The sequence below is a fragment of the Actinospica robiniae DSM 44927 genome (assembly GCF_000504285.1).
Classification (GTDB): domain Bacteria; phylum Actinomycetota; class Actinomycetes; order Streptomycetales; family Catenulisporaceae; genus Actinospica; species Actinospica robiniae.
This window is the reverse complement of record NZ_KI632511.1, coordinates 5325777-5344263: the sequence shown is the minus strand read 5'-3', so window position 1 is coordinate 5344263 and position 18487 is coordinate 5325777. Positions and strand designations below refer to the sequence as shown.

12 protein-coding genes are annotated in these 18487 nt (G+C 71.5%); 5 read left to right on the top strand and 7 right to left on the bottom strand.

Annotation, left to right across the window (positions count from 1 at the left end):
- Positions 1 to 49: 49 nt before the first annotated feature.
- A complete protein-coding gene (locus tag ACTRO_RS22525) occupies positions 50 to 754 on the bottom strand; it encodes a response regulator transcription factor (RefSeq protein ID WP_034276183.1) in 705 nt (234 codons plus the stop codon).
- A 94-nt stretch (positions 755 to 848) separates the two neighbouring features.
- On the opposite strand from ACTRO_RS22525, the gene ACTRO_RS22520 reads away from it, so the two are divergent.
- Positions 849 to 1388: a hypothetical protein gene (locus ACTRO_RS22520; protein WP_157436376.1), complete on the top strand. Its 540-nt coding sequence runs from the start codon at positions 849 to 851 to the stop codon at positions 1386 to 1388.
- Positions 1389 to 1678: 290 nt separating this feature from the next.
- Positions 1679 to 3187, top strand: coding sequence for a cellulose binding domain-containing protein (locus ACTRO_RS22515; protein WP_051451221.1), 1509 nt, complete (start codon positions 1679 to 1681; stop codon positions 3185 to 3187).
- Between the two features lie 114 nt (positions 3188 to 3301).
- Here ACTRO_RS22515 and ACTRO_RS22510 read toward each other — a convergent pair whose 3' ends face one another.
- A complete protein-coding gene (locus tag ACTRO_RS22510; protein ID WP_034266000.1) occupies positions 3302 to 4000 on the bottom strand; it encodes a class I SAM-dependent methyltransferase in 699 nt (232 codons plus the stop codon).
- A gap of 170 nt (positions 4001 to 4170) precedes the next feature.
- Between ACTRO_RS22510 and ACTRO_RS22505 the strand changes: the two genes are divergently transcribed.
- Entirely contained in the window at positions 4171 to 5073 is a 903-nt protein-coding gene (locus ACTRO_RS22505; protein ID WP_034265996.1) for an alpha/beta fold hydrolase, read from the top strand.
- Positions 5074 to 6556: 1483 nt separating this feature from the next.
- On the opposite strand, the gene fxsT is transcribed toward ACTRO_RS22505, so the two are convergent.
- From fxsT to ACTRO_RS47405, 5 genes are all read right to left on the bottom strand, one after another.
- Positions 6557 to 10483 (bottom strand): FxSxx-COOH system tetratricopeptide repeat protein, encoded by a 3927-nt coding sequence (gene fxsT, locus ACTRO_RS22500; protein WP_034265992.1) that lies wholly within the window; start codon positions 10481 to 10483, stop codon positions 6557 to 6559.
- Positions 10484 to 10565: 82 nt separating this feature from the next.
- The gene (locus ACTRO_RS22495) at positions 10566 to 11864 is read right to left on the bottom strand and encodes a TIR-like protein FxsC (RefSeq protein WP_034265988.1); all 1299 of its coding nucleotides are present in this window, start codon (positions 11862 to 11864) and stop codon (positions 10566 to 10568) included.
- A gap of 112 nt (positions 11865 to 11976) precedes the next feature.
- Entirely contained in the window at positions 11977 to 12759 is a 783-nt protein-coding gene (locus tag ACTRO_RS22490; protein WP_034265985.1) for an AAC(3) family N-acetyltransferase, read from the bottom strand.
- A 40-nt stretch (positions 12760 to 12799) separates the two neighbouring features.
- On the bottom strand, positions 12800 to 15202 hold the full coding sequence (locus ACTRO_RS22485) for an FxsB family cyclophane-forming radical SAM/SPASM peptide maturase (RefSeq protein ID WP_051451220.1): 2403 nt from the start codon (positions 15200 to 15202) through the stop codon (positions 12800 to 12802).
- Between the two features lie 175 nt (positions 15203 to 15377).
- Positions 15378 to 15530 (bottom strand): hypothetical protein, encoded by a 153-nt coding sequence (locus tag ACTRO_RS47405; protein ID WP_157436375.1) that lies wholly within the window; start codon positions 15528 to 15530, stop codon positions 15378 to 15380.
- A gap of 574 nt (positions 15531 to 16104) precedes the next feature.
- Here ACTRO_RS47405 and ACTRO_RS49820 point away from each other — a divergent pair.
- Positions 16105 to 17148, top strand: a complete 1044-nt coding sequence (locus tag ACTRO_RS49820) for an NAD(P)-dependent alcohol dehydrogenase (RefSeq protein ID WP_034265982.1) — start codon at positions 16105 to 16107, stop codon at positions 17146 to 17148.
- A 159-nt stretch (positions 17149 to 17307) separates the two neighbouring features.
- Positions 17308 to 18447, top strand: coding sequence for a glycosyltransferase (locus tag ACTRO_RS22475; RefSeq protein WP_051451219.1), 1140 nt, complete (start codon positions 17308 to 17310; stop codon positions 18445 to 18447).
- The last annotated feature ends 40 nt before the right edge of the window (positions 18448 to 18487 follow it).

Genomic DNA, 18487 nt, shown 5'->3' with positions numbered 1-18487 from the left:
CCGGCTTCCGGGCGACCCCCTCGCACGGCCCCGGGCCCGCGCGGGGCCGTCACGGCGAGGACTCGGGAGGCACGGGATCGGCGGGCTCCATCAGCCGCACCCCGACGCCGCGCACCGTGTGCAGATAGCGCGGCCGGCTCGCCCGCTCGCCGAGCTTGCGGCGCAGCCAGGACAGGTGCACGTCGATGGTCTGGTCGTCGCCGTAGGGCAGCTGCCACACCTCGGAGAGCAGCTCGCGCCGGGTGACCACCTCGCCGGGCCGGGCCGCGAGGTAGGCCAGCAGGTCGAATTCACGCCGGCTCAGGTCCAGCCGGGCCCCGTCCAGGGTGGCCTGGCGCCGCCGCGGGTCGATCTCCAGCCCGCCCACCTTCAGCGCGGTCGGCTGCGCGCCGATCCCGGATCGCCGCAGCACGGCCGCGATCCGGGCCGCGAGGTGGGCCGAGGAGTACGGCTTGACCAGGTAGTCGTCCGCGCCCGCGTGCAGCAGCCGGATGATCTCGGCCTCGTCGTCCCGGGCGGTGGCGATGATCACCGGGGTGCGGGTGACCGCGCGCAGCATCTTGAGCGCCTCGGACCCGTCGAGGTCCGGCAGGCCGAGGTCGAGCACGATCACGTCGCCCGGGTCGCGAGTGGCCTCGCGCAGCGCGGTCAGCGCGGTGCCCGCGCTGCGCACGCTGTGTCCGAACTCGGACAATTGGCGTATCACGGTGGTGCGAATATCCGGATCGTCTTCGACAAGCAGTACGCGAGCCATAGTGTGGCAACCTAACGGATTGACCGCGGTCAGCCAATGGATGAACGCGGCCGGACCCGCGACGAGGCGGGGCCCGGACAGAAGCGGAGCGAGCGTGTCGAAGCGGGCGTTGTACGCGGTCCTGGCCTGGGCCGCGGCCACGGCCACCGCGATGGCGGTGGTCTGGGCGGGTCTGAACTCGGTGCTGTCCACCGCCACCGCCGGACCGCACGTGGCCGACATCGCGGCCTGGCCGGTGCAGGACGCGGCCACCACCCCGGTGCGCAGCCCGGCGCGCGGCTCCAGCGCTCCGGCGCCGGCCACCTCGGCCGCGCCCAGCCGGTCCCGCGGCGCGAGCAGCGCCCCGGCCACCCACGGCAAGCCGTCCACCTCGCCCTCCGCCCCGGCCGAGGCGCCGGACGAGATGCAGCGCCGGTACACGACCCCGGGCGGGACCGTCGTGCTGGACGTGGGCACCACGAAGGCGACGCTGGTCGCGGCCACGCCCAACTCCGGTTTCACCGTCCAGTCGTGGCAGACCGACGGTTTCGTCGAGGTCGAATTCTCGCCGGCCGACGCGGGGACGGCGTACGAAGTGATCGCCACCTGGGCTGGAACCTCTCCTACCGTGCAGACAGTGACGGCGGGCGCATAGAGCGTCATGTGCGCCACGGCTGAAATCCTCGCCGCTGCCAAGCCGTTCCGCCGCCGTCGGGCCGCCGCGGCGACGAGCCCTGAGCGAGGCTTAGGCCCTGGTTAAGGTTCCGGGACCGGCGCCGGACGCGGCGGCCGGTCCTGAGGGAGCCTTAGGGCGCGGTTAATGATTCGGGGCTGTGGCCTCGGATCCGGCTCGCTACGTTGGGGACCCGTCCCGGCCCGACCCACAGGTCTGGACCAATCACGGCACCCAGCCGTCCGAAGCGTTCTCACCGTAAGGACCTCCCCATGGGCCAGCACGCCTCGTCAGCCCCCGCAGACCCTTCGCGCGGCTCCCGCCCGCGCGCCCCGCGCTTCTCCCGTCGCGTGAAGCTCACCGCGATCGGCACCGGGGCCACCCTCGTCGCGGCCGGCGCCGGAGTGGCCCTGGCCACCGGCGCCAACGCGGCCGTGCCCGCCGCCGCGTTCGCCGAGACCAGCACCTGGGACGGCGGCTACACCGGCCAGTACACGATCACCAACACCACTTCGAGCGCGATCAGCAACTGGACCGTGGTCTTCGGCCTGCCCGCCGGCTCGAGTGTGGACAGCCTGTGGAACGGCACTGAGACGGCCAGTGGCCAGACCTACACCGTCGCCAACGCGAGCTGGAACGGCACCCTGGCCGCCGGCGCCAGCACCACCTTCGGCTTCACGGTCAACGGCACCGGCGAGCCGTCCAGCTGCACGATCAACGGCAGCGCCTGTTCGGGCTCGACCACGACCACGCCGTCGGTCCCGGCCTCGGTTCCGGCGAGCGCGTCGGCGAAGCCGTCCGCGTCCGCCAGCGCGTCGGCCTCGGCGAAGCCGTCCGCGAGCGCCTCGGCCACCGCGACCTCCACCGGCGGCTCCGGATCCGGCGGCTACGGCAGGTTCTCCCCGTACGCCGACCTCTCCCTCTACCCGCTCTACAACCTGAGCGGCGCGGCCGCGACCGAGGGCACGAAGTACTTCAACCTGGCCTTCATCACCAGCGGCACGACCGCGTGCACGCCGGAATGGGGCGGAGTCACCGCGCTCAACGACTCGTCCATCGCGTCCGACATCTCGGGCCTGCGTGCGGCCGGCGGTGACGTGCGCGTCTCCTTCGGCGGTGAAGCAGGCACCGAACTCGCCCAGAGCTGCACCTCGGCGAGCACGCTGGCCGCGGCGTACCAGTCCGTGATCAAGCAGTATTCGCTCACTGAGATCGACTTCGACGTCGAGGGCGCGGCCGTCACCGACACCGCCTCGATCAACCGGCGCAACCAGGCGATCGCCACCCTCGAGTCCGAGGACCCGGGCCTGCAGGTCTCCTACACCCTGCCGGTGCTGCCCTCCGGCCTCACCAGCGACGGCGTCGCCGTGCTTTCCAACGCCAAGGCCGACGGCGCGTCGATCGCCGCGGTGAACGTGATGGCGATGGATTACGGCAGCTCTTTCCCCGGCGACATGGCCACGCTGGCGGAGCAGGCCGCGACCGCGACCATGCAGCAGGTGCAGTCGGTCTGGACCGGCCTGACCACCGCTCAGGCCTACGCGAAGATCGCCGTCACCCCGATGATCGGCGTCAACGACGTGAGCACCGAGACCTTCACCGTGGCCGACGCGAGCGCGCTGGCCTCCTGGGCCAAGAGCAACGGCCTCGCCTGGCTCGCGATGTGGTCCGCCACCCGCGACAGCGAGTGCTCCGGCGGCGCGCAGACCTTCGCCGAGGCGACCTGTTCGTCCGTGGTCCAGTCCGCCGGCGCCTTCGGGCAGGGCCTGAGCGCTTACTAGAAGAAGCGCCTCTGAACGCCCCGGACCCCACAAGGGAGCGGCTTCGCCCACGAGCCGCGGGCAGCCCGGGGAAAGCTCAGGCCCGTGACGCCATGTCACGGGCCTGAGCGGCTCCTATGCCGTGGGCACTGCGACGAACCACGAGCCGTCGTCCGTCAGTATCCGATCGAGCCGCAGATCCGCCGCGGCGAGCACGTCCGGCAGATCCTCGTCGAGCAGGTCGCGGGCCGTGAATTCGTGTTTCCACAAGGAATCCCCGAGTTCATAGGTCATGCTTCCGTGCAGCAGGCCCGGCGCGGGACGGCCGAGCACGCGGAGGCTGCTGCGCAGGGTGCCGTCGTCGTGGGCGGAGTCGGCGGCCTCGGCGATCCAGCCGCGCCGATGGCGCTGAATCAGAACCATGCCGGAGCTCTCGACGTGCTCGCGGCAGGTGCGCAGGAACGCGTCGCGCAGTTCGACGTCCGAGGAGTTGACCAGATGCGAGGGCAACACGACGACCGGGAAGCGCTCGGGCAGCCGCAGCGACTGGATCCCGGAGCGCACGGTGGTGATTCCGACGCAGCGCGCGAGCATCTCGGCCGACTCGTCCACCCCCACGACCCGGTGCCCGAGCCGTGCGAGCGGGGTGCTGATCCGGCCTGTGCCGCAACCAAGCTCCAAGACCGCAGCGTGCGCCGGTACCGAGGCGTGGATGAGTTCTGGTTCACCGCGGGCCGGCACGGCGGCATAGAGGTCGACCGCGCAGCCGTCGGGCGTGATCGGGCCGGGCCCGGAGCCCGGTGCGCGGGTACGGGCGCCTTCGGGTGTCTGCATCCGGACAGTCTGCTCCCCGTTCACTGTGGCCGCGTCGCACGTTTCGGAACGGTTCCGATTCGGCGCGAACCGGGAGTGATCACGATCCCGGGGGGTAATGGCCATAAATCCAAAGCGCCTTACCGGCGGCGGCGAGCCGCGGGCGGCATGCGGAAGGAGAGGCTGCCAGAGTGGAACGCACGGTGTTCGCGCGGGACGGACGAAGACTCAGGATCCTGACACTCGGCCCACGCGGCGCGACCCCGGTCTTCTTCCTCCACGGCACCCCGGGCAGCCGCCTCGGCCCGCACCCGATGCCGATGCGGCTGCACCATCTGGGCATCCGTCTGATCGCCTACGACCGCCCCGGCTACGGCGGCTCCGACCGCCTGCCCGGCCGGTTCGTGCGCCACGCCGCCGAGGATGTGGAGGACATCGCCGACGCGCTCGGCCTCGGCCGCTTCGGCGTGGTCGGCCGCTCCGGCGGCGGCCCGCACGCGCTGGCCTGCGCCGCCCTGCTGGCGGACCGGGTCGTTCGCACCGCCGCGCTGGTCTGTCTCGCCCCGTTCCGCAGCGAGGGCTTGGACTGGTACGAGGGCATGACGGACTCGAACGTGCGCGAGTACCTGGTCGCCGAGAAGGGCGTGAGCCTGCTCGCCCCGATCATCGAGGCCACCGCGGAGGAGATCCGGGGCGATCCGAACCTGATGCTGCGCAACCTCGGCCCGGAACTCGAGCAGGCCGACTGGCGGGTGGTGGCGGACAACACGATCCGCTCCGGCTTCAAGCGCGCCATGGCCGAGGCCGTGCGCACCTCCGGCGGCGGCTGGGTGGACGACGCGCGCTCGTTCACCCAGGACTGGGGCTTCGACCCGGCCGACATCCCCGGCCAGGTCTACCTTTGGCACGGCGAACAGGACCACTTCTCCCCGGTCGGCCACACCCGCTGGCTCGCCGGACGCATCCCCGGTGCCACCCTCGAGATCGCCCGGCACGCCGCGCACTTCAGCGCCATGGAAGTGCTCGTCGACATCCTGCGCTGGATCGACGGCGACGGCGACCCGTCGAAGCCGGCCGAGCCGTCCGCCGCGTAGGGGCCAGTCCTCGTCGGCGGGTGCGAGCAGCGTGATCAGTGCACTAATGATGATCGGCTGGGTCCTCGTAGGGAGGGTTGCCTTGTCGGGTCGGGTCGGGGTGGTTGTCGTCGTGGTGTGGGCGGCCGCTTCGCGTCGCCTGGTTCTTCTGTCCACCCGCCCACCCGTTGCGTTGGTGGGGTGGGCTGGGGTTTCAAGCTTTCGCCTCCGGCGGGGGCCTTCCCTCGGAGAGATGCCGGGGTTGCGTGGTTGTTGTCGTTGGCGGGGCGGGTTGGGGTTCGGGGTGGTGGGGTTGCGGGGGTGTGCTCTCTCCTCGGCCGGTCCCCGGAGGCAATCAGGGACCTGCCGGGAGCTCAAGCGGCGGCGGCCTGGGTTGATGCTGGATCTTGCATGGCGCCGCTTGACCTCCCGGCAGAACCCTGATCGGGCTTCGCCTGCCCGACCGAGGAGAGAGCCCACCCCCTGAGGTACGAGTCTGAGCTGCGCTCGGGCCGAGTCCGAGTCCGAGCCCGTGGCCCGGTCGCGTTCGATGCGGAAGGATTCTGCATCACCCTGATCCGGCCATCCCGATCCTTGATCCGCGCGGAGGCGTCGATGCTCGGGTCGCGCCTGAGGTGAAATCCTGCGCCGCCCTCGTGCGATCCACCCCGATCCCAGACCTCGCTGCACAATCCCGCAGGCCGGCCGAGTTCGATGCGGAAGGATTCTGCATCGCCCCGGTCCGATCCACCCGGAGCTCACGCAACGCGCACGATCGCGCGGCTCGATCGCACCCCGAGGGGAGATCCTGCACCGTTTTCCGCCACACCCCGGCCACCCCGCCCACCACCCTCTTGCCACAAGTCCCGATCCCCGTACGCTTCCATGCTAGACGCCACCACCGACAAAAACCGCGTATCCGGCTTCCAGCGAATAAGCAAAAATTATGGAGATTTCCGGGCACTCGGTCGCGTTCCCCGGCGTTGAATCAGTAGAGAAGCGAAGAGCGGTCTCGAACGATGATGCAGGATTCTTCCGGATCGGGCGCGGCCGGGCCGCGGGACGGGATCCGGCCCGAGCGCAGCTCGCACTGCTCCCTCAGGGGGTGGGTTCTCTCCTCGGTCGGGCAGGCGAAGCCTGATCAGGGTTCTGCCGGGAGGTCAAGCGGCGCGATGCACGATTCAGCATCAACCCAGGCCACCGCCGCTTGACCTCCCGGCAGGTCCCTGATTGCCTCCGGGGACCGGCCGAGGAGAGAGCACACCCCCGCAACCCCACCACCCCCAACGTCAGCCCGCCCCGCCAACGACAGCACCCACACGACCCCGGCATTCTCTCCGAGGGAAGGTCCCCGCCGGAGGCGAGATCTTGAAACCGCAGCCCGCCCCGCCAACGCAACGGGTGGGCGGGTGGTCGGACAAAACGGGCGACGCGAAGCGGCCGCCCACACCCGACCCGACAAGCCACCACGCCCCATCAGCACCCAGCCGATCATCGACTCGCGTTAGATCGGCTGCGGCTCCAGATCCCAGTCCAGCCGCTGCGACTGCCGGGCCGCCCGGGTGTTGAAGTGCTGGTGGCCCAGGGTGACCTCCATGTCGGCCACCACGCGGCTGCGCAGGTGGGCCGACTCGGCGGTGTGGCCGAGGTTCTCCAGGGTGGCCGCGTGGTTGGACTCGATCGCCAGTACGTCCGGGTGCTTGGGCCGCAGCACGCCGGCCAGCTTCCGCGCCGACTCGTCCTCCAGCGTGGAGGCGGGGCGCAGGTCGCCGAGGTCGACGAGGCTGTTGGCCACGTTCGCGGCCGCGATCAGCGTGTACGGGTGGTGATCGCCGAGCAGCGTGTTCAGGCCCTCGAAGGCCCGGCGGGCCAGATCCAGCGCCTCCTCGAAGTCGTTCGACTTGCGCACGTAGGTGGACAGGTTGTTGAGGCAGCACAGCGTGTACGGGTGCTGCGCGCCGAGCTGCTCCTCATAACGGCCCAGCACGGTCAGGCACAGCTCCTTCGCGGTGCCGTGCTCGCCCACCGCGGACAGCGCCGCGGCGTAGACCAGGGCGCAGGACTGCAGGTCCGGGTTCGTGTCGCCGAACTCGCCGCGGTAGCGGTCGTAGGTCTCGCGGGCGAGCGTCGCCGACTCGGCCAGTTCGCCGGCCTTGCGCAGTGACACGGCCAGGCTCTTGGCCGTGCGCAGCGTCTCCGGGCTGGTGTCCCCGACCGCCTCGCGGTAGTCCGCCAAGGCCGCCCGCAGCACGTCCGTGGACTGCGTGTACTGGCCGGCGTCGCGCAGGTCGCGGGCCAGGTTCGAGCTCGAATACAGCGTGTACGGGTGCTTCGGGCCGAGGGTGGAGCGGCGCTGGATGTACGTGCTCTCATCCAGCTCCAGCGCCTTGTAGCAGTCGCCCAGCAGACGGAAGTTGACCGCCAGGTTGTTCGCCGCGCCGAGCAGCCGCGCGTCGCCCTCGGGGTAGACCCGGCGGTGGCGCTCGTAGGTCGCCAGGTCGCTGTCCAGCGCGTCCTGGAACCGGCCGAGGCCGCGCAGGTCGCCGGCGATGCACAGGTGGCTCAGCAGCGTGTGCGGGTGCTCCGGGCCGAACAGCCGCTCCTGCTCGGCCAGCACGTCCGAGTCGATCTGGTAGGCCCGGTTGAAGTCGCCCTGCAGCCGCATGATGCTCGCCAGCAGGTTCCGCAGCACCAGCAGCTGCTGGTAGAGCACGCCGCCCGGGTCCGTCTGCAGGCCGCCGAGCTCGTCGATCCGGTCCAGCCAGCGTTCCTCGAGCCGCTCGCCGGACTCCAGCGCGTTCTGGTACTCGCCGCGCTTCCACAGATACCTGATGCGGTCGATCAGCAGCTGGCGTACCGGGCCCTCGTCGCAGTCCATCGCCCTCGACGGGGTCATGTGCGGCCACAGCAGCGCGTACTGCGGCCAGTTCTCCGGGTCGTCGGTGTCCCCGGACTGCGGGCGCGCCGCGGCGAGGATGCCGTGCACGGCGTGCACCACCTCGTCCTGCTTCGACCCGGTCATCCGGGCCTTGATGACCTCCTGGACCAGCCGGTGGATGCGCAGCTCGCGGGCCGCCTGGTCGAGCTGGAGCAGGCTCAGGCGCACCGGCTCGGCCACCACGATGCCGATCATGCCGATGTCCACGAGCGAGCGGTCGAACTTGCGCAGGGTGTCGAGCATCGCGTTGGTGTAGATCATCGAGTGCGTCGAGATCCCGTCCGGGTTCATGAACGCGCACAGCTCGAGCAGCCGCGCCGCCGCCGGCCGCCGCTCCTCCAGGTCCTGCAGCGCGATGGTCCAGGTCGCCGCCACCGACACCGGGTAGTCCTCCGGCGGCGTCTCGAGCACCCGGGTGATCTGCTCGGACAGCTGCTGGATGTACTGCTCCACCGGCGTGCCGGTGGTGCTCAGCCAGGCGCTGGCGCTCTGCACCGCCAGCGGCAGGTGGCCGACCAGCTCGGCCAGCCGCAGCGCGTCGCGGTCGCTCAGGCCGTTGACGGTGTGGGTCAGGTGCTCGATGCTCTCCGCGGCGGTGAACACGTCCACCTCCAGCGGCACCGCCCGCTGCGCCCAGGCCTGGTTGCGCGAGGTGATCAGCACGTGCCCCGAGGTGCCGCTGGGCAGGAACGGCTGGAGCTTGGACGGGTCGGTGGCGTTGTCGTAGATCAGCAGCCAGCGTCCCGCCTCCCCGCGCCGCAGCACCTCGCGCACCAGCTGCGAGTCCTCGGTGATCGACTCGCCGGAGCCGGGCAGGTGCAGCCGCCGGGCCAGGCCGGCCAGGGCCTCGTCGATGAACTCGGTGGACTCGGCGCTGATCCACCACACCAGGTCGTAGTCGGCGCTGAAGCGCAGCGCGTATTCCTGGGCCAGCTGGGTCTTGCCGACGCCGCCGAGGCCGTGCAGCGCCACCGGCAGGATCACCGTCGCCGACCCGCCCACGATCTGCTGGCGCAGCCGCTCCATCGCCTCGTCGCGGCCGGTGAAGACGGTGTAGCGGGCGCTGACGTTCCAGATCCGCGGGTGCCCGGTCGGGTAGCGGTGGCCCTCGGGCAGCCGGGCCTGAACGGCCTCCGGCTCGGGCACGCCGACCAGCCGCAGCAGCTGCGCGGCCGCGGCGGCCGGATCGGTCACCCCGTAGAGCTCGCAGGTCGAGGCCGCGGCCAGCCGGGAGTCGGAGCGCAGCTCGGAGAGCGCGACCACGGACAGCTGCCCGGTGTTCGACCACGAACGCAGCTGGATCATGGCGCCGGGGTTGCGGGTGGTCTCGGCCGACATCAGCGCGACGATCCGGGTGTTCGGCTCGATCACCGGCCGGGTGGCCGGGTCGTCGAACAGCGGGACGATCCGGGCGTCGAAGCCCTCCTGCAGGTAGACCGCCTCGACCCACTCGGCCCACAGCCGGTCCTCCGCGACGTACGCGATGGCCAGCTGCTCCTGCCGGCTCGGCTGGAGCCGGGATACCTCGGCCAGCACCAGTTTCCGGGCCACGTCGTCCATCTCGGGCACCTCGCGCACCTCGCCTTCGGTCAGCACGGCGGTCAGCCTGAGGTAGGCGTCGAGCAGGGTGTGCCGGTCGTTGGGGCTGTCGGCGAAGGTGGCCAGGGTCTCTTCGTAGCTGTAGAAGGGCACGTACGGGATCTCGACCTGGCCCCAGTACCGGGGCGAGGCGAGCTCCTCTATCTTCAGGTCGGCGAAGCGCTCGCGGGCCGCCGCCCGGCCGGCGTCGGCCTTGTTCTTCTCCGCCTCGTCCACCCGCATCGGCACGGCCAGCAGCCGGATCGGGTGGTTGGTGAACTTCGCGACCCCGCCGGCCACGGTCAGCGCGCCCTCCAGGCCCTGGTTGTTCAGGGTGAAGCAGTCCACGATGACGTCGGGCAGGTGCAGGGTGCAGATGTCCGCGACGTCGCTCAGGCCGGTGCGGCTGTCGATCAGCGCGTAGTCGTAGTTCGCCCTCATGTCCGCGCGGAAGGCGTTGAACAGCTCTCCGCCGCCGAGGTGCTCGTAGAAGCGCTCCCAGTCCAGACTGGCCACCGCGCTGGAGTAGCTGCGGTTCTGCAGGCCGGCCGACATGTAGTGCAGCGCGCCGCCGTCGGGGAAGGGCCAGCGGATGGCGATCGCGTAGTCGCTGACCCGGGCCAGGTCGCGGTAGAAGTTCGAGCCGCGCTGCTCCTCCGGTGTCTCCGCGGCCGAGTCCTCGAACTCGCGCACCATGTTGACCACGCCCTTGGTCGCGGCCAGGGCGTCCGGGTCGAGCAGCGACTTGGCGAAGTACCGGTGCAGCCCGGGGGATTCCAGGTCCCAGTCCACCATCAGCACCCGCTTGCCGTTCGCGGCCAGGATCCAGGCGATGTTGGCCAGCGACATGGTGCGGCCGGTGCCGCCCTTGTACGAGTAGAAGGTGACGACCTGACCCGGCTTGCGTGCGCTCATGGTCCTAACCTCTTGCGTGCGGTCTCGGATGTCCTGGGGGCGGAGCGAAGGTGGGCGAACGGGTGCTTCCGCGGCCCCCGGGCTACGGCGGGGACTCCTCGTGCGGTGCCGGGGCCAGCCTCGGCCGGCTCGAGTAGCGGTTGAGCGGGGCGTTGCGCAGGGGCTCGCTCGTGCTCAGGAAGTAGCTGCGGGCCCGGTCGATCACCACGAGCAGGGCCTCGTCGAACTGCTCGGCCGTGGCCAGGTCCTGTAATCGCTCCGGCAGGGACCGGCGCCAGCACCGGAACATCCACGGCACCGTGGTCTGCACCCGGGCTTCGAGGTAGAGCCGCTGCCGGGCGGTCTCGCCGTCGCTGCCGCTCCACGGAACCATCAGCCGCACGGTCTCGCGCCGGCAGCGGTCCACCCGCTCCAGCGCGGTGCGGCTGGTGGGGAACCCGTCGAACACCCACGGGTCGGCCAGCACGATGCTCGGGCCCTGCTGCCGCTGCGATTCCAGCTGCGGGCCCGGCATCTTCGTCTCGGGCGAGGAGGTCGAGAGCACACTGATCCGGGCGGAGTAGCCGAGCGTCCCGGCGATCCGGGCCGCGCGCTCGGCCAGCGGCTCCGCGACCTGCGGCTGGTAGGGGCGCCACTCCTCCGGATTGCCGCCGTAGTACTCCGGATCGCGTTCCCGCGGCACGGTGCGCCGGACCGCGGCGGCCACGGCGATGTACAGCGGGCGCTGCGGACTGGCCCGGCCGGGGAAGGCGGGCTCGACCTCGCCGTGGGAGTCCGGGGAGATCGCCGGCGGCGCCTCGACCCGGGCGCGGTGCACGATCAGCTGGGCGAGGCGCAGCACCGCCTCGTGGTATTCGTGCTCGTAGAGCCGGATCAGCTGGTAGAGCCCGAGATCCAGGTACAGGTCGTTCTCGAGCAGCCGGGCCGGCGGCACCCGGCGGGCGCAGTCGGGCTGCTCGCGGGTGCTCGGGGTCCAGAGCACCGGGACGATCGAGCGTCCGTCGTCGCCGGTGCGGGCCTTGCGCAGCCGGCGCCGGCGCTCGAACACGGCCCATTCCCGGCCGCACTTCTCGCTCTCGAAGTAGTTGTCGCCGTAGAGCGGGACGAACACCCGGCATTCGGCCAGCCGGTGCGCGGCGTACTCGGCCGGGTCCAGGCCGGCCGGTATCCGGTGGTCCACGAAGCCGCCGTGCAGCCGGTGGTCGAGATGCCGGACCTCGGTCTCGAGTTCGTGGAAGAAGCGCTTGATCCAGTAGTCCGGATCGGAGCGGTCTCCGCGCAGCGGCGGGGTGTGCGCGTAGCTGAAGTAGAAGCCGGGTCCGAAACTGACGCCTTCGCCCTCAGCGGGGCCGACCGCGGAATCCCGAAGGCTCGACCCCATGGATCATTCCCTTCGCCTCGCCCCACCCAAGATCCCAGAGAGACAGTCCTCTTACTATAGGACGGATTCCAGCCGCGCTGAAGGGGCGCACGCGGCGCGCGTCCGGAGCGTATCAGCGCGCGAATCGCAGGTAGGGCAGCGTCACCGCGGCGTAGTCCACCGCCTCGGTCAGCGGGAACAGCCGGCAGCGGGCCGCGCCGACCTGCGCCTCGCGCACCCGGTGCGGCCGGGAGCTTTCGAACATCGTGCCCAGTTCGGCGAATTCCTCGTCGCGATGGGCCGGGGCCCGGAAACGCCGCCAGGAATCGCCGATCTTGCACCGGTAGTCCCGTTCCGGCGCGATCTCGGGATTCTCGCCGAGATGGAATGCAGTGCACTTGTCGTAGCCCACCCCGATCAACAGCACCAGGGCGTCGCATTCGTAAAGCCGGCCGAGCGGGGATTCCTTGCCCAGCAGAGAATGGAGCGGATGTGCCGACATCAATTCCGCGGCCAGCCGGCCGACCGCGGCGAACGAGGTGATCGGGTGCGGGCTGCGCCACGCGTCCGGGTGGGTGCGCACCGCCTCAGCCAGCGCGCCCATCTCCTCCGAGGGGGAGTGGTCCGCGTCGAAGCCGGGCAGCCGGTCGAGGTACGCCCGGTACTCGGCCTCGGACCGGCCGGCGGTGGCGGCCGCGAATCCGCTTGAGGTGACCGAGGTCGACCCGGTCTGAGTCGGCACCACCAGCGTGCCGTCCGCCGGATCGAGGATGTCGAGCAGCAGGTCGCGCAACGCCGCGGCGCCGCCAGGGATCCAGCCGACGCTGCGCAGCGAGCTGTGCACCAGGACCGTCTGTCCGGTGCTCAGCCCGAGGTGCGTCAACTGCGCGCGCAGCGGGATGCCGCGTGGCTCCATGGGTTCTATTCTCAACTTCCGCGCCGGGCTGGGGAGCCCTTTAGCTAAGACGGGCCGCCGCAGTGGCGGGCGCGCCTGATTCGAAAGCGGCGCGGTGGGCGGAGCTGGTGTGTACCGCGGCCTCGTGCGCCGCTTCGGAGACAGGCACCTCCAGCCACGGCGTCACGGTGGCGCGCAGCCCGGCGACGAACTGCGATCCGAGCGCGGTCAGCGAGCCGGAGTCCTCGAGTACGTCCAGAGCGGCCCAGGTCTGGGCGCGCCAGCGGGCGAAGTGGATCTGCGCGGCCTCGTCGCTCTCGATCCGCCGCAGCCAGTAGTCGATCACTGCGACGTGGGCGTACGTGCCCTGGAGCAGGCCTTCGAGCGGGCGCGGATCCTCGCGCCAGGGCGCATAGTAGAGCCGTGTGTCGGCCTCGTCGTAGAGGTCGTAGAGATCGAGCACGGCGCCCAGCTTCACGTGCTGGAACTCGTGGATGAGCAGGAGGGCGAGGACGCGCGGGTCCTCGGGCAGGGCGAGTCCGAGCGCGCCGAACGCCTGCCGCGCGGTGCCGCTGACGGCGTGCCCGTCCAGCGCGGGCGGCAGCGGCACCAGGGCGCGCAGCGCGCCGGCGAGGGCCGGGGCGTACTCCGGGTACTGCTGCTCGATCAACCGCCAGGCTTGGGCGAAGGCCTCGCGCCAGCGATCGAGCTCGTCCTCGGAGAGCCGTGGCACCAGCGGCGTGTGGAAGCAGTCGCGGCTCGGGTCGAGGTCTTCGAGCAGCACCCGCGGCACGGATACGCCGTCGCCCAGGTAGCGCGCCGCCTCGATCAAAGCGCGCGGCGCACCGCCGGATTCCAGCCCTGCGACTGCCTCCACCACGGCGATCCGGCCGATGCCCGGCAGATCGATGCCGGTGGAGTCGGGCGGCACCGGGAGCTCGGCCGGCTGCCCTGCCAGCGACGCGGCGGTCAGCGCGTACCCGATCAGCGGGGCGGGGTGCGCGGCCACCGGATCGTCGAGCACATCCAGCGCCCAGGGACGGAAGAAAGGGTGCGCGACGGCCTCGGCCACCGCCTCCGGATGCGCGGCGTCGAGGGCGAGGAGCAGTTCCCAGGCCCGGGCCGCTTCGGAGTGCTGGTCGGCGAGGGCGGCCCCGACCCCGGCCAGCAGGGCCCGGTTGACGCTGGCCTGGCCCGCGCCCAGCTGGCGCAGCGCTTCGGCTCCGCCGTACCCGGCGGCGAGCTGGTCGAGTTGATCGGAGTGCAGGCTGAGCCGTGGCATGGAGGTGGCGTCGCGGCTTTCTCGGTCGTGGAGGTCGGAGACGAGGTGGAGCAGGTCGGCGCAGTAGACCGTGGGATTGCGGAAGGCGGCGGCCGGATCGTCGGCGGAGGCGGCCGCGGACTTGTAGCGGTGGGCGTAGAGCCCGCCGCCACAGCTGGCCAGCGCCGGACAGGACCGGCACTGCGCGCTGAGCGCCGTCGGGCCGTCCTGCCGCGCGGCGATCTGCGCGTGCGCGGAGGCGGCACTGAGCGGATCGCGGTGGACGTTGAGGCCGGTGTCCACGGCCCCGTCGAAAGCGACCTTGAGCGAGTCCGCCTGCTCGATGGCGCCGTCCGTCTCGATGACCAGCACGTCGCTCGGGGCCAGGCCCAGGGCCTCGGTCAGCGGCGGGCCGCCGTGCAGCGTGGAGCGGATCGAGTCGAAGATCCGGATGCCGAAGGGCCGGCCGTCGGCGTCCCAGGCCTCGTACACGCTCAGCAGCCATCGCGCGTAGGCCGGGTCCGCGGCCGTGGACGGACGGGCGATGCCGTCCGGGCGCGGGGGCGGGACATCCCAGGTGGCGTGCGGCAGCAGCAGGTCGATCCGCGGCGGCTGCTCGGCGGCCAGGGCATGGTAGACCGAGACGGGGTCGTTGCGCAGGTCGATGGTGCACAGGATCCCGGCGTACAGGTGCCGGTAGCGCGGCGTACGCAGCAGGGCCAGGGCGTCGAGCACCTGGGCATGGCTCGAGCGTCCGTTGGCGTAGCGGCGGTGCAGGTCGTTGGCCACGCGGTCGCCGTCGAGGGAGATGCCCACCTTGACGTGGTGCTTGGCGAACAGGTCGCACAGCGTCTCGTCGAGGCGCACCCCGTTGCTGTGGATACGCAGGTCCAGCCGGGGCGGGGAGGGCAGCTGCCGGATCGGATCGCCGATCGCGTCGATGATCTCGCCGAGCCGCTCGGCCCCGGCCAGCAGCGGCTCGCCGCCGTGCAGCACCACCCGGACCAGCCCCAGCTCGGCGCCGGCCGCGTGCTCGGCGATCCGGTCCCCGATGGCCCCGGCCGTCGCGACGCTCATCACCATCGGCTGGCCGCGCCAGCCCTGGTCGGCCGCCTCGTACATATAACAGTGGTCGCACGCCAGGTCGCAGCGCGAATGCACCTTGATCACGAACTGGCGGAAGGGGGCGGAGCGGGCGGGCACGGGTGACCTACCTCGACGGGACGGGCCTCGACGGGACGGCAAAGCCGAGGCTCCACGCCGGCCGCTCGCCTGGCGAACCGGCCGACGTGGAGCTGTGGGGTGAAGTTAGGCCGAAAGGCCCCGAAATCCTATCGGCGATCGCGCGGATCGAGGGCGGCGTAGCGCCCCGTCCTCATCAGAGCGATGCGTTGAACGCGGCGACCGGAACCCGCTTGCTGTCAGCCGGCCGAACGCGGCGCAGGGTCTCGGCGCTCGGCAGCGCGCCGAGCGGGGCCTGACGAACGTCGTCCAGGTTCGAGGTGACAAGGGACTTCTCAGTGTTGTCCATGATGGTCCTGCTCCTTTCGTATCCAGTCTGCGCCGGCTGCGGTGCGGATGCCCGCTCTGACGTCGCTTCCTTGATCTGGTTTCGGGCATACCCAGCCCATTTCACAAGCTGGTGCTGCACATTATCACGTTCGTCAATAGGCAGATGTTCACTGCCACTGAATGTTCGGCCATGCAGGTCATGGCGAGAGCGGCGCTACCCCCGGACGAGCAGGTCAGCCCCGATACGCCATCCGGCTCACCCCTGGCGAAGGGCTGGCGGGAGCCGATATCAACCGCTCGATTCTCCACCGTCGGCCAGGTCAGCGAGCCAAACGTCTGATGCTCCGCGGAAGACGTCGCGCAGCGTTTACCGGACTTCTCCCTCCGCAGCCGTACTTTCGCCGTGGAGATCGTATTGCCCGGCACCGCTATCAGAGCCTTGGCACTCGGGCGGTCTCAATCATCCGGTGATTGGTCCGCGGCGTCCGCCCGCGGAACGCGGCTGCCGCCCGCGCGGGCGCCGCACCGCCGGAAGCCGCCGCGAGGGCGGGTGGAAGACTGAGGCGGACCAATCGAGCAGAAAGGGCCCCTTCGTGCTCACCGCGAACGCCTTCGCCGCCCCCGGCGCCAACGCCCCCCTGACCGCCACCACCGTCGAGCGCCGGGACGTCGGCCCGCGCGACGTGCTGATCGAGATCCACTACTGCGGGATCTGCCACTCCGACATACACACCGTGCGCGAGGAGTGGGGCGGTACGCGCTTCCCGCTCGCCCCCGGCCACGAGATAACCGGGCTGGTCACCGAGGTCGGGGCCGAGGTGTCCAAGCACGCCGTCGGCGACCGGGTCGGCGTCGGCTGCATGGTCGACTCCTGCCGCGAGTGCCCCGAGTGCCAGGCCGGGCAGGAGCAGTACTGCCGCAACGGCAACGTGCCGACCTACGGCGGCATCGACCGCGACGGGACGGTCACCCAGGGCGGATACACCACGCACGTGGTCGTCGACCAGGACTTCGTCCTGCGCATCCCCGACGGCATCGCGCTCGACGCGGCCGCGCCGCTGCTGTGCGCCGGCATCACCACTTACTCGCCGCTGCGGCACTGGGGCGCCGGGCCCGGCCGCAAGGTCGCGATCGTCGGCCTCGGCGGCCTCGGCCACATGGGCGTGAAGCTCGCTCACGCGATGGGTGCCGAGGTCACCGTGCTCTCGCAGTCCCTCCGCAAGGAGGACGACGGCCTGCGTCTGGGCGCGGACCACTATTACGCCACCGCCGACCCGGAGACCTTCACGAAGCTGGCCGGCAGCTTCGACCTGATCGTGAACACGGTCAGCGCCCAGCTCGACCTCGACGCCTACCTGCGCCTGCTCGCGGTCGACGGCACCCTGGTCAACGTCGGCGCCCCGCCGGAGCCGCTCGCGGTCAGGGTCTTCTCGCTCATCCCGCGCCGCCGCTCCTTTGCCGGCTCGATGATCGGCGGCATCGCGGAGACGCAGGAGATGCTCGACTTCTGCGCCGCCCACGGCCTGGGCGCGGACATCGAGGTCGTCGCCGCGGCGCAGATCAACGAGGCCTACGAGCGGGTGCTGGCCTCGGACGTGCGCTACCGCTTCGTCATCGACGTCGCCACCATGCGCTGAGCCGCGAGGGCCGGCCGTGCCCGGCGGGCCGGGACGGCGGTTCGTTCGCCGCGCGACCGGCGGGTATGGCAGGCTCTGCGGGTACCTCAGCACAGTGCGAGAGACGAGAGGGCGAGCGTGGCGGGCAGGCGAGAAGTCGAGGGCCGGGCGGTTCGGATCATGGTGACCGGCGGGGGCACGGGCGGGCACGTGTACCCCACGCTGACCACCGTGCGCACGCTCCAGGACGTGCTCGCCGAGCGCGGCGCCGCGCCGGCCGAGGTGCTGTGGATCGGTGCGGCCGGGAGCCTGGAGGAGCGGGTGGCCGGCGAGGCGGGCATCGCGTTCCGCTCCGTGGCCACCGGCAAGCTCCGCCGCGCCGGCAACCCGCTGCGGATGATCACCTGGGCGAACATCCGGGACGCCTTCCGGGTCCCGCTCGGCGCGGTCCAGGCCCTCGGCATCGTGCGCTCGGCGCGCCCGGACGTCGTCGTCGGCTTCGGCGGCTACGTCGCGGTGCCGGTGAGCGTCGCGGCCTGGCTGAGCCGTCGTCCCCTGATGGTGCACGAGCAGACGGTGCGGCTGGGCTTGGCCAACCGGATGCTCGTGCGGCTCGCCGCGCGCACCGCGCTGTCCTCGGAGTCCAGCCTCCAGCTGCTCCCGCCGCGGGTGGGCGGCCGAGCCGAGGTCACCGGCAATCCGGTGCGCCCGGAACTGTTCCAGGGCGAGGCGGACAAGGCGCGCAAGGCCTTGGACCTCGCCGGGTTCGACGCCGCGAAGCCGACGGTCTACGTGACCGGCGGGGCGCAGGGCGCGAAGCAGATCAACGCTCTGGTGACGCAGCTGCTGCCGTGGCTGCTCGAGCGAGCCAACGTGATCCACCAGTGTGGCGCGGCCGACTTGGAGCGGCAGCGGCAGGCGGCCGGCGAACTGTCAGCCGAACTCGCGCGCCGGTATCACGTCACGCCGTACGTCGGCGCGGAGATGCCGGACGTCTACGCCCTGGCCGACCTCGTGATCTCGCGCAGCGGCGCCGGCACGATCGCCGAGATCACCGGCCTCGGCAAGGCCGCGGTGCTGATCCCGCTGGCCTCCTCGGCCGGCGGCGAGCAGGCGCACAACGCGAGGTTCCTGGAAGAGCGCGGCGCAGCCCGGGCCCTGGTCGGCCCGCTGGCCGCCGACGACCTGCGCGAAGCGCTGGAGCCGCTGCTCGCCGACCCTGCCGCGCGCGGCGAGATGGCGGTGCAGGCGCGCCGCCAGGGCCGGCCGGAAGCCGCGCGCACCCTGGCCGCGCTCATCCTCGACGTCGCAGGGAACTGAAGCCAGGCGCGCCGGCCGAGCCGGCGCGCCTGCTTATATA